Here is a 12,659-nt window from a genome sequence, read left to right as displayed (position 1 = left end):
TGTTCATCTGCTTTCTATACTGAGTTGGGGAATTCTAGTATATCAGACGAACATGTCTTTTTTGTTGCACTTCATTTTACAACACGGGATTGAAAATTTATCGGTTATAATAATCTCAAATGGATTACTTTTTCCATAACAGACTCCATTCTTGACTAAATATGCTTCAACATAATGTCTTCCAGTGTAAAGTGTACTTTCTTTTCTAACTCTTCTACCCTCGACTAACTCCGAACCGTAAAAATCACCTCGTAAGGAATTTGCCAATTCAGCTTCTCTACCAGTATTTGTTACCTGCCACCAAATGTCATAATCTTGTAAACCACTAGCTTGTACTTCAAATTTAAGACTACCGTGCTTATTCAATATTGTTCCGCTTTTAATATCCTTCCACCTGAATCCTTTATGCAGATAACTTGTCTTTATTGATACATCTTTTATTAACAGTTCTCTCCATTTTGAATTTTGATGGTGACTGATGGAGTTGACATTAACAACTGGGAATTGATCCCCAATTTTCTTAAATAAGCTTTGCCTTATACAGTTAATTTTGTCTAAATAAGATAAATTATTATTTCCAACATTGAAATCTAGTTTAAGTTGTTCCAACCACTTTTCAAATGCTTCAAAGTAACTACTATCTTTATCCCATTTATTAGATAGGACTTCTGCTTTGTTTACAGGGTTATATACACAAGGTTTTCCGTCTCTAAATTCAATACTATCCTCTAAGTGTTCTATAATATAGTTAATAATATCCATAAAATCACTATGGTATGTATTAGCAGACTGATATTGCTTTGCTGCTAATGTTGTAATGATAATAGAGCTTGGTTTATGTTCAAAATCTTCCTCAAAACAAACCTCTGCATGCCTTTTCAGGAGTTGGACAATCCTTTGCAAAGGAGTTCTTACTTTATATTCAGGAACCTTTTCAATAGATGCATAAAATCTTTTAGCAACTTCTGTTTGATAAATAGAGAACCTTGAAATATCTCGAAACCACGTGGCATATCCTTTTGGATTGCTTGTCTCCCAATTAGAAGTTGTTTCAAAATAAGCATCATGAGTTTTATCCGTAATTGCTATAAATCCATCATCCTTTTCGTTTAGAGGAACTGACGGTAATATGTCTATATGAAAATTGTTTTCATCAACATATTTTAATGTCCAACAGCGTTTGCTTTCCTCCGGATCATTAGACATGGACTGAGCTTTAGCATAACTCTTTACAACTTCACCCAAGTCATATTTTAAAGAAAATTGTGATTGATTTTCTCTTCTTAATGCTGTGAAATTGCAAACTATATCTATATCATAACTACCATCATCTGTCAGAGGTCTAACTGCTGTTCCTAGCTTAAACGATCCTTGCAAATATATATCTGGTCTATTTGAATTAAGTTCCGAATTTTTGATATAGTTAGCGATAGAATTATATCTCTTAGTTGCTTGCTCATACTTGGAGTCAGGAACATCTAATTCTTGAATTAGAGCTTGAATCTCGTTGTTGATAATAATATCTTTCAAATACTCTTCCTTTCTAAATTATATATTTTGAGGTTGCAGAAATCCTTTTAGAGAGCCCGTCTTTAGTAAAGCAATTTCTTTCTATATCCTCAGCCTCTATAATACAATAGTCTTCACTTTCCAACACCTTACCCAGTATATCTGCAGGTATTTCTGCTTCAAAGATTTCAAATATTTTTAATTCATCCATTTGAAAGTGAGTTGAAAACACAATTGGTTCCTTAATAGTTTTTAGGTATTCAACTTGTGTCTCTTTCACTAAGCGCTCTATAGAAATTCCAGCAGGTTCTAATTCTTCAATAAGCTCTCTAATTACAGTAACTTCCCTATTTTTCCTCGAATCAAACCAATCAAGAAACTTTACAAGGTGCTTACCTTTTGTTATCAGCCTTAAATCTCCACCTTCGTAGAATCGAGTTTCAGATTCATCTTTCAAATCTAATTCTTCTTTTAGTCTTTTGAAAGAATCGTGATATTTATAGACGCCTCCTACAGGTTGATATTGGTCTATTCGTCTTCCTCTTATCAACAAATATCGATCGTTATGCTTAATTTGAAATAGGTAAGCACAACTCAATCTTATATTTTTATTCCAGCGTAAAAGAGACTGACACCATATTTTTACTCTACGTCTATTATGAAATATTGTTGAGGCAAGAAAACTAATAATAGCAACAATTAGATTAACAAATATATCCTGTATTATCTCCAAATCCTACTCCTCCACTTCAAACTTAGGTAGACTATTAACTAAATCGACAGTTTGCACAGATACATTGATGATTCTAAGTAAGAGATTAAAAATATACTTTTCATCAGTGCTATAGTCGTTCGGATCATCTGTAATACCTGATTTCTTATCGGTTTTGATCTGGTACTGGTCCATGATCCATTCTATTGCTGAACGACCATTAACCATATACTCATAAGCTTTCTCGGGGATATTTTTGATAGTAATATCATTATTATAGACAATAGCAGAGCGGTCACCTTTTTTGTTGAATTTCATCTTAGTTACCTTGTAAGATGGCTGAGCGGATAACTGAATATCCACATCGTCATAGACAGGAACTTCCTCATAGTTGAGGTGCAAGTCCATCAAGGCTTTTCCAATTTCAACATACTTGTCTTTTTGCTTCACAATCGGAATCCGTGCCAAGTCTTTCTTCAAGTCATTGGCATACTTTTCCTGGTACTCACGAGAATTAAGTAGACCATAAACATAAGCAAAGGTGTCATCTAAACTTAATCCAAGTTTATCAGCAAAAGCTTTGTTCATATTGTCATGCGATTGGAAGAGTGAGGTCTCATCTACTTCATTGTCGTAACGCATGAAACCTTGTGAATTCATTAAAAGTTGAACATCTGGTAGTATATCTGTAACTAACACTGAAAACTCTTTTGAAGATGCTTTTCCAGAGGTTGAGATTAATTTATTATGAACTCCAAACTTTTTGTAATAAAGCCTTACACGCTCAACAAGAGAATCACTATAATACAACCATTTTTTTGTAAATGGTCGATACAAATATTGAACCATTTTTGTATCACTATAGGTAATTGCTTTATTTTGTTTTATTGCTTCTTCAAGCCTAAATGTCCATTTGATAAACTCTTCATTTCTATTTAGATTTGCAATTTTATCAGAGCCTCGCACGTCAATAAGTCGTTCAAGTTCTTTATTATAATTGTTAATTAATTTTTTTGTGTTTAATTTAGTTTGAGAGTTAGAAAAGCCAACAATCCAACTATCCCTATTAGTTCCAATGCCTAAAATATTTAACTTAAAAGGACTTAAACTCTCACCAGATATCTGAACATACTTCTGATAATTAGGGTCACGCTGGTTAAGCCAATCATTGTTATCATCAGGTGTGATTTCTTGCCAATCAATTGCCGAAATGTCACCAAAATCAGAAATAATATTGAGCTTGTCCTTTTGTGATAGGTAATCACCAATATCATGATAATGGATCTCATGACTATCGGAACCATCTTTGACAAGGATGGAAACAGCAACAGATGTTCTAGTTCCTGCACCAAAGACATTCCCACCTTCTTTTTTACGTATTTCTCCCAGCCCAAGTGCATTTCCTCTCATATTGAAAATATAAATATGATTGAACTCTTCAAATAATCCAGCACGAAGTCCATCTGTAGAATTTGAATTCAAATAGCCACCATTAGTCACAAAGCCAATGACACCGTTCTCCTTGAGACGGTCAGACGCCCAACGGAAAGCTTTAACATAAGAATCGTAAAGCCCTTTAGTTAAGCCTGCATTAGATTTTGCCACATAAGTATCCGACAAGCGTTTATCTAATTTAGAATAAGAAATATTTTGGTTATTATCATTTTGACTACCTTGACCGATAGAATAAGGCGGATTACCAATAATAGCTGTAATTGGTTTTTCCTGCTGTCGTTTGAGACGTTTGTCATTGGTGCCAAAGAAAGAGTCATCCAGCGTATCTTCTGACTCTGTTGATTCAAAGGTATCCGTCAAAACAATTCCTTCAAATGGAAGGTAATCTTCCTCGCCATTTATGTCGTCAAAGACCGCTTCGATATTGATAGCAGCGATATAGTAACTGAGCAGGACGATTTCATTGGCATGGAGTTCTTGCGTATATTTTCTCACCAGGTCAGCATAACTCATTTCTCCCTTATCCATAAGTGATTTAAGGTAGTGAAGAGTACGAGTGATAAAGGTACCTGTTCCAGTAAATGGATCAAGAATATGGACATTTTTACTGGCAATAGTCTTGCCAAAATGTTTCCTCAATACAACATCCACTGACTTAACGATAAAATCTACAACTTCAACAGGAGTAAAGACGATACCAAGGCGCTCTGTCGTAGACTTGAAACCAGTGGTGAAGAATTTATCATAGAGTGTGATGATGATTTTCTGCTTGGCTTGGGCATTATCAATCCCTTCCGCACGCAGGCGAACAGAGTTATAGAAGGGTTCAAGTTCTTTTTGCTCCTTCTCAAACCCATATTGAGACAGTTCTGCCACGATTTGTTCCATAGCAGAGCTGATAGGATTATTTTTTATAAAACCGTACTCGCCAAAAAGGGCATCAAAGATTGGTAAAGTAATCAAGTGCTGAGCCAACATCTCAATAGCTTGTTTTTGGTCAATCGATTCATTGATATTATGTTGCAAACTATGCAAAAATCTCTCAAAAGCTTTTTTGCTCTCAGGATTTGATTCCAATACTATGTTGATACCTTGAATATGCCGGCGGGCAATATCAGCGACATCCTTAGACCAGTCTTCTAGATAACGGCGGTCCCCAACCTTTTGAACAATCTTTCCGTAAATTGCACCTTCGACGGCTTCCCATTCAAGTTCAAGCTCGGTTTGATAAGGTGCCTGCGGTTCATTGATATAGGTACCATCTCCAGTATTGATGGAAGGATCATCTGGAGCACCACCAACACCAATAATTTGGATATTCTTTGGTTTCTTTTTATTCAACTCTAGTTTATTGATTGTCGCTTCAAATCGTTCATCAACTGAACGCAGTGCATTCAAAACCTGCCAAACGACATCATAAGGCTTGTTATTATCTAAAATTGTTTCAGGAGTTTCACCAGCAGGAATGACAATAGGAAGGATGATATAACCATAGTCTTTTCCTTCAAACTTACGGATAATTCGACCGACAGCTTGGACGATATCAACTTGTGACTTACGTGGAGAGAGGAAGATGATGGCATCCAAGTTCGGTACATCAATCCCTTCGGTCAAGAAGCGGACATTGGACAGGATTCGAGCAGAATCCTCTGGAATATCATCACTTGCTAACCAATCCAATGCCTCATTCTTCTCTAAGGCATTCATGTTACCATCCACATGTCGAACATTAACAGAATAGCCATCCTCTGAGTTAAGGTAATCATTAACGACATTTTCAAATTGGGCTGAAAGACGTTTGCTATCTGCAATCGTTCTTGAAAATGCAATGGCCCGTTTCATCGGCTCACCAGATACCTTATCTGTAAAACTCTCACGTTTTACCATCGCATTCCAAACACCGATGATACGACCGACATCATCAATATTCAGTCCATTTTCAGGGTCTGACAGAGATTTCTGCATATCTTTTTGAACAACAGTTTCATCAACTGCCAAAACCATGAGTTTGTAATCAGTCAGAATATCATGACTAATGGCATCACCAAAGCCCAAGCGATAGAACACCTCACCGTAGAGACTCTCATCGTCCATACTTGAGATGACAATCGAATTATCCTCTGCTTTTTTCTTAGCATCCGCACCATAAAGTTTCGGTGTTGCCGTTTGATAAAGACGTTTCATGCCTTTAACATTTACATCGCTATGAACTTTGGTAAATACAGATGCCTCTTCACCAAAAGATTTTGCACCAGTTGTTCGATGAGCCTCATCTGCAATAATCAAATCAAAATCTGGGAAACCATTCTTCTGAGCTTTCCCTAGAACATCAATGGATTGATAAGTTCCAAAAACAACAAGAAGTTCTTTTTTAGGTTGTTTCATCAACTCCTCATAGTTCTCCACGACTTTTTTGGAAGAAGTTGTGGCAGGAAAACCAATATCACTTGCCTTAATCTGAATATTAGATTCATCATTCTTAACACTTCCACGACTTGCATTTCGATCACTAGTAACAGCCATAGAAGACATTGTCATATCCGTATCATTATTCCATCCTCGAAGAGTCTGGGTTAGCAACTGAATACTTGGCACGAGATAAAGGACAACATACTGGTCTTTCTTAGCTTCACTAGCCATAGCTTCTGCGATTTTTAAGCTAGTGAATGTCTTCCCCGTACCAGGTGCCATGATGAGTTGACCACGGTCATGATTTTTAAAATATTCAAGTGCAGCCTTAATAACCTCTCGCTGATAATAGCGAGGGGATTTCTTGGCTTTTACACTGACTTGTTCAGGGCGTTCAAATGAAAACTGTGTCCAATCAATCTGGGAATTTCTAAGGTCAGATAGGCCAATTCTCACAACATCATGTCTATCTGCAAGTGCTTGCTCAGCATTTCTCCCCCATTTATCAGTTGAGGCAACAATAATACCTGATTCATAATAATTTTTTCCAAGTTCCCCTAAGAAGGAATCAATATCAGATTTCTGGATTCCTTGAGTATAAAATTTTGCTTGAATAGCAACAAGGCTACCAGTAATAGTCTCAGCAACCAAATCTACACCAAGATCAGTTTTAGGGATACCGTATTCAGCAGGAACATCTGATAACATCCACACATTTCTGAATTCATTTTTATAAGTTGGCTCATGCTGTAAATACGCACGTACTAGATATTCAAAATAAGTTCCCCTATCTCGCTGTGTATCTGCTGATTCATTAATCTGTCTAACTAGTGTATCAAAAGTCATCTTGTTTCCCTTTCCCCTCTAAAGAGTAAGGGACTAGTAGGATTAGTGTATTACATAGTAATACACTAAGGGTACCCTTAGTGTATTACATAGTAATACACTAAGGGTACCCTTAGCTCTAATTTTCATTCCCATTATATCACGTTCTTTATTTTAAATCTTTACCTATTCAATTTTCTCAAGGGGGCTGGGGACTCTCCCCAGATATATAACTAAACATCAGGAAAATTATCTGTTAGACCTTTCCTGATGTTTAGTTTTTGCGATAGTGTGTATACACTGTCTGAGCTCGCAAAGACCTAAAATTACGTTTTTGTATCAATTCTAAATCCCCCGTGCCAGACACGGTGGCTGACATTGTCAGACAATCATTTTTTAGAAGGACATAAGAAAACCGCAGATAAATTCCTGCGGTTTCATTTACTTATTTAATGTTTAGTAGACTTCTTTTTCAGGTTAACTGAGAGTCCCTTTTCTAATTCATCCAATAATTGAGTTATCAACTGACCAAGTTCTATAAAATTCTGTTGTGAAATATTTCCAACCTGAGTTGACAACTTGGCAATCCTATTAATTGATCTGCCAATCTGAATGAATCGCTCTGTCAGTTGCTCATACTCTGGAAAATTAATCGTCCATGATTCAATCTCTTGGTTAAATAATTTCTTTCTGGCAAAAGCGGAAAAGTTTGACTCTTTTTCATTAGCCATTAATGCTAACAATCTTTTATTCTCATCCTCAGTCAAAAAGACTTGCTTCACGATATTTTTAATTCTATTTTTCATTCATCCACTTTTGATAGTAACCTCGCCTTTTTCGTTTTATGGTATTTAAGGAACGATTTTTCATATTTTTCAATCATTTGAACACTGTAAGTCATAGCTCGTAATGCTTGAAGATCCTGAGATTGCTCTGCTATCCTTGCTAACTGATTGATATTATTTTTAATTCGCCTCAAAGAAAATATCAAGTCTTCAAATGAAGTTTCATCAAATACCACAACAATAGGGAATTTCTTAAATAACATTTTCCTAGCATAGTTAGAAAAATTCCTTAAACCTGTATAACTGATAAGGTAGTTTAGCGTTTGATTCTGCGATTTTGTGATATAGAATTTTTTCAGAACTGTTCGATAACGCTCAACCACAATAAATTCTCCTTGTGTATTTTTCCGCCTGAGACACATCGTATTCCCTCAAATATTCTACAAGTTCCTGATAATCTTGCAACAGCCCTTCTTCTAAATTTGGGAAGTCATTTTCTCTACTCTGGATAATAATTTCTAATTGATTGACAATTTCTCTAATTGAGAAACTATAATCCAGGGTTTCTTCCTCATACTCTGCTTTTAACCCTTGATACCGTTGTAACTCTTCTTCTGATTTAAAACCAGCGACTAGCATATTCTCCAATTGATAATAAATTGTCATTCTACTCTCCTCCCTTTTGGTAAAACTTTCTAGCATTTTCATGAGCAATTACCTTAGCTTCCAATAATCGCTCATCTTTTAGGCGCTCCATAGAGCTCATTAAATAGGCTAATGGTGACTCTACATCATTAGGAATACGACCTATCATTCCCAAGACTTCATCAGAAGTCATATAGCCTTCGCTTAAAAACTGTCCAATCGCCATTTTTTGCTTATGCGTTAGGGTGTAATTATAGGGGTAAATAAAACGATCGTTATATCTATCCGCAATCACTTGCAAAAGGGAATAATACTCTGGTTTGAGATAAGTTGTTGACTGATCTTCTGTCTCTCTAGAACTATTATCTAGTATATTCTTATTCTCTTTCTGATTCTTGTTCTTAATCTGTTGCGTTACTTGACTGTTACTTTCCGTTACAGGTAACGTTTCTGTAACGTTACATTCTATTGATAAACTATCTTGCCCACTTACTAGAGCTTTTTGCTTTTGACGATGACGAGCCACTCTTTCTCTTGTTTGTTTACGAATTTTTTCTAGACCATCAATATTCTGATGTTTCTCCCATTTAGGAATTGTGACTGCTCCATCCACAAAAGCAATCATTCCAAATTGTTCAAATGTTTTCAGAGCCAGCTTCACAGTCGTTGACTTTCTCCTAAAGACTGTAGTTAACATCTCTTCTGTATAAAAGACCTTATCTCCTAGAGCTAAGACTCCACTGTAATTCTGTTTACCTGCTAAAACGAGTAGTTTAAACCAGATGACAATTAAAGTATCTCCTTCGGGCATTGACTCAATCAACTGTATTTTTTCATCATCAAAGATATCTGTAGTAATCTTAATCCATTGTACTTCACTCATACGTGTACCTCCTATCTTTCATATTGCTTTAGCCATCTAGTGACAGCTCGTTTATCGTACAGAGTCACCCCATCAATGACCATTGTAGGCATTCCTTCTCGTGTCCATTTTTGAAGGGTTGTCGTTGATACATCAAGCCACCTAGAAAGAGCGGCCATCCGAACCATAGGTTTGTATAGTTCTTTATCTTCTAGCGCTCTTTCAATAGCTGTAGAGACCATTTCATCATAATGTGCCCTTAACTGTTTTTCCAAAACTTTGGGAAGTTGAACAACTAAAGTCGCTTCTTCAGACATATTATTACCTCGTTTCCATTTCTCAATTAAATAAACTCCGAAATTTGTATATTTTATTATACATTTTAAATTATAAATACTTTTTGTATTCTTGTCAAGTGGTATTATACTTTTTGTATTAAATGTGGTAGAATATCAATTAGGAGGAATCTATGACTAATAATATAGCTAAACTTATAGAAGAAAGTGGCAAAAAAATAAAAAGTATCAGTGAAGCGCTAGATATATCCTACCCAACACTATCTAGCTATAACCAAGGAATACGAAAACCTAAAAAAGAGAATGCTCAAAAGTTAGCGGATTATTTTGGTGTTTCAGTGGCATACATCCTTGGAATTGACGAAGAAAAGTACGCTCCGTCAAATTTAAAAATCGTCACTGATAGTTTCAAGACATCTGAAATTACTTCTGTAACACCTTTTAAAAGCGATATGGAAAAGCTGAAGAAAGGAATTGAACTAGGAGAAATCCATCTGTCTATGCCCTTAAATGACGGCTTTTCAGACGATTTTAGGCGCATTTTAGCTCGCTATTTGGTTAATAATGAAGAAGAATTCATGAAAACCTTCACTAAACACATGAATAGTTTAAAACGAGAATCAGAAATTTGGCAAACCTGGATTCAGACCGAAGAATACCGAATTAGACAAGAAGATCGACATAAAAAATAAACGAACAGTTTCTCAATTACATAAGCTCCGAAAACTTAGAAACGGAGAACTGTTATGTCTGTACACAAGTACCAATCTACAAAAGGAATCACCTATTTTGTTAAAGTTTACCTTGGTCTAAACGACTACGGTAAGAAAAAATATTATACTAAACGAGGGTTCAAGACGCGTAAAGCTGCCAAAGCTCATGAAACTGCTGTTAATCATCAGTTGAATAGTGGAACTTTTGTCCATATTACTGCTCAAACAACCTACACTTACCAAGAGCTTTATCAAAGGTGGTATGAAGCTTATAAAGATACTGTTGAAGCAACTACTGCAGTCAAAACTGCCGACCTCTATCGCCTACATATTCTTCCTGTTTTTGGAGAAAAGAAAATTTCAATAATCAGTCCTTTAGACTGTCAAACCTTCATCACTGACAAAGCCAAGACATTCAAAAACATGAAGCAAATCAAATCTTATACTTCTAAAATATTTGAATTTGCCATTAATATGAATTATATTGAACGAAATCCCATGAGCAAGGTTATTATGCCTAAACTCAAAAAAACTGTCAGTGAGAACTATTGGACAGTTAACGAGTTGCATCATTTTTTGACAATCATTTTAGAAAATGAACCTTATAAACATTATGCACTATTTCGATTACTAGCATACAGCGGGTTACGAAAAGGAGAGCTCTACGCCCTTAAATGGGAAGATTTTGATTCTGAAAATCAACTATTAACAGTTAGCAAAAGTTTAGGAAGAATAGATGGTCATGCCATTGAAAAAGGAACTAAAAATACATTCTCTGTACGCTCTATATATCTTGATGATGAAACCTGTTCTATCCTCAACAAATGGAAACAGGAAACTAGCAGAGAAAAGTGGCAATTATCAGTACAGCCTCTTTCTCTCGACAAAGAATTTATGTTTACATACTGCAACCGAGATGGTGAGATAGAACCCTTACACGCTGACTATATCAACAATATTCTAAAACGTATTATACGTAAGCATAATCTTAAAAAGATTAGCCCACATGGGTTTAGGCACACTCACGCAACCTTGATGATTGAAATGGGAATTGACCCAGTCAATACTGCTAAACGCTTAGGCCATGCAAGCAGCCAGATGACTTTAGACACTTATAGCCATGCCACAAAAGCTGGTGAAAAACAATCCATTACAAAATTCGCAGAATACCTCGACAAAGCTAAATAACCTTAGCTTTCTTTTTCCACTAAAATTTAACCAGGTCTTAAGAGATTACCAAAAAGATTACCAAGCCCACTTTTCCACAAAAAAAGACACCTTGCAAGTAACTTGCAAAGTGCCTTGAAACGTTGATATATCGCTGATAATTAACGTTTACTGAATTGTGAAGCTTTACGTGCTTTCTTAAGACCTGGTTTCTTACGTTCAACCATACGAGCGTCACGTGTAAGAAGGCCTGCGCGTTTCAATGAATCGCGGAAGTCTGGGTCTACTTGAAGCAATGCACGCGCGATACCGTGACGGATCGCACCTGATTGACCACCGTAACCACCACCGTTCACGTTAACGAAAACATCGTATGAACCTTGAGTTGAGGTTACTGCGAATGGTTGGTTGATAACCAAACGAAGGTCAGCGTGTGGGATGTACTCTTCTACATCTTTTTTGTTTACTGTGATTTTACCAGTACCTGGGACCAAACGTACGCGTGCAACCGCGTTTTTACGACGACCAGTACCTGTGTATTGTGCTTGTGCCATTTAGATTACGTCCTTTCCCTTAGATAAGACCTGAAATATCAAGTACTTCTGGTTGTTGTGCAGCGTGAGTGTGCTCAGCACCTACAAACACTTTCAATTTCATGCCTTGTGCACGACCAAGTGTGTTGTGTGGAAGCATACCTTTAACTGATTTTTCAATCAAACGAACAGCGTTTTTAGAACGCAATTCACCAGCTGAGATTGATTTCAATCCGCCTGGGTGGTTTGAGTGAGTGTAGTAAATCTTATCAGTTGCTTTTTTACCAGTCAATTTCACTTTCTCAGCGTTGATAACGATAACGAAGTCACCAGTATCAGTGTGAGGTGTGAAAGTTGGTTTGTTTTTACCGCGAAGAACGCTAGCAACTACTGCTGAAAGGCGTCCAAGAGGTACATCAGTAGCGTCTACTACATACCATTTACGTTCAACTTGGCCTGGTTTAGCCATAAATGTTGTTTTGTTCATGATTTCTCCTATACGAATCGTTTTTGTTTACTGGGCGGATGTTCCGGTCCGCGGGTATTTGGAAGGTTCCGGGGCCTTTCAAATGGGGTAAACAATACCGTCTACCATTCTATCAAAACTACTGGTACTCGTCAAGTTATTTTACTTTACTTTTTTTATTTTTTCTTCAACCCCGTGTTGTAAAATGAAGTGCAACAAAAAAGACATGTTCGTCTGATATACTAGAATTCCCCAACTCAGTATAGAAAGCAGATGAACATG

At 36.4% G+C, this 12,659-nt stretch carries 12 protein-coding genes; 2 read left to right on the top strand and 10 right to left on the bottom strand.

What is annotated here, in order from left to right; translation table 11 throughout:
- Positions 1–42 precede the first annotated feature (42 nt).
- From RFK25_RS10400 to RFK25_RS10365, 8 genes are all read right to left on the bottom strand, one after another.
- A complete protein-coding gene (locus RFK25_RS10400) occupies positions 43–1,530 on the bottom strand; it encodes a nucleotidyltransferase (RefSeq protein WP_332413337.1) in 1,488 nt (495 codons plus the stop codon).
- Between the two features lie 13 nt (positions 1,531–1,543).
- Positions 1,544–2,242 (bottom strand): SMODS-associated NUDIX domain-containing protein, encoded by a 699-nt coding sequence (locus tag RFK25_RS10395; protein WP_332413336.1) that lies wholly within the window; start codon positions 2,240–2,242, stop codon positions 1,544–1,546.
- 3 nt (positions 2,243–2,245) lie between these two features.
- Positions 2,246–6,931, bottom strand: a complete 4,686-nt coding sequence (locus tag RFK25_RS10390) for a DEAD/DEAH box helicase (protein WP_332413335.1) — start codon at positions 6,929–6,931, stop codon at positions 2,246–2,248.
- Between the two features lie 428 nt (positions 6,932–7,359).
- Positions 7,360–7,716 carry a hypothetical protein gene (locus RFK25_RS10385; protein ID WP_000797245.1) on the bottom strand — a complete coding sequence of 119 codons (357 nt, stop codon included), beginning with the start codon at positions 7,714–7,716 and terminating at the stop codon, positions 7,360–7,362.
- The gene (locus tag RFK25_RS10380; RefSeq protein ID WP_018166603.1) at positions 7,713–8,078 is read right to left on the bottom strand and encodes a plasmid mobilization protein; all 366 of its coding nucleotides are present in this window, start codon (positions 8,076–8,078) and stop codon (positions 7,713–7,715) included. Before RFK25_RS10380 ends, RFK25_RS10385 begins: the two co-directional genes overlap by 4 nt.
- Positions 8,071–8,361, bottom strand: coding sequence for a DUF5962 family protein (locus tag RFK25_RS10375; RefSeq protein ID WP_000158581.1), 291 nt, complete (start codon positions 8,359–8,361; stop codon positions 8,071–8,073). The genes RFK25_RS10380 and RFK25_RS10375 overlap by 8 nt, the downstream gene beginning before the upstream one ends.
- Before the next feature lies 1 nt (position 8,362).
- Complete coding sequence (locus tag RFK25_RS10370; protein ID WP_332413334.1) at positions 8,363–9,223, bottom strand: phage replisome organizer N-terminal domain-containing protein; 861 nt, start codon at positions 9,221–9,223, stop codon at positions 8,363–8,365.
- An 11-nt stretch (positions 9,224–9,234) separates the two neighbouring features.
- Complete coding sequence (locus tag RFK25_RS10365) at positions 9,235–9,519, bottom strand: hypothetical protein (RefSeq protein WP_001287945.1); 285 nt, start codon at positions 9,517–9,519, stop codon at positions 9,235–9,237.
- A 152-nt stretch (positions 9,520–9,671) separates the two neighbouring features.
- On the opposite strand from RFK25_RS10365, the gene RFK25_RS10360 reads away from it, so the two are divergent.
- Positions 9,672–10,190, top strand: coding sequence for a helix-turn-helix domain-containing protein (locus RFK25_RS10360; protein ID WP_317613555.1), 519 nt, complete (start codon positions 9,672–9,674; stop codon positions 10,188–10,190).
- Between the two features lie 54 nt (positions 10,191–10,244).
- On the top strand, positions 10,245–11,399 hold the full coding sequence (locus tag RFK25_RS10355) for a site-specific integrase (protein WP_332413332.1): 1,155 nt from the start codon (positions 10,245–10,247) through the stop codon (positions 11,397–11,399).
- A gap of 140 nt (positions 11,400–11,539) precedes the next feature.
- Here the strand turns inward: RFK25_RS10355 and rpsI are convergent, their stop codons facing one another.
- The gene (rpsI, locus tag RFK25_RS10350; RefSeq protein WP_002942223.1) at positions 11,540–11,932 is read right to left on the bottom strand and encodes a 30S ribosomal protein S9; all 393 of its coding nucleotides are present in this window, start codon (positions 11,930–11,932) and stop codon (positions 11,540–11,542) included.
- 19 nt (positions 11,933–11,951) lie between these two features.
- Complete coding sequence (gene rplM / locus RFK25_RS10345) at positions 11,952–12,398, bottom strand: 50S ribosomal protein L13 (protein ID WP_002876943.1); 447 nt, start codon at positions 12,396–12,398, stop codon at positions 11,952–11,954.
- Positions 12,399–12,659: the final 261 nt, after the last annotated feature.

The organism is Streptococcus sp. SS-4456, from assembly GCF_036680365.1.
Classification (GTDB): Bacteria; Bacillota; Bacilli; order Lactobacillales; family Streptococcaceae; genus Streptococcus.
The sequence above is the reverse complement of the archived record's forward strand: the minus strand, read 5'-3'. Positions and strand labels throughout refer to the sequence as shown.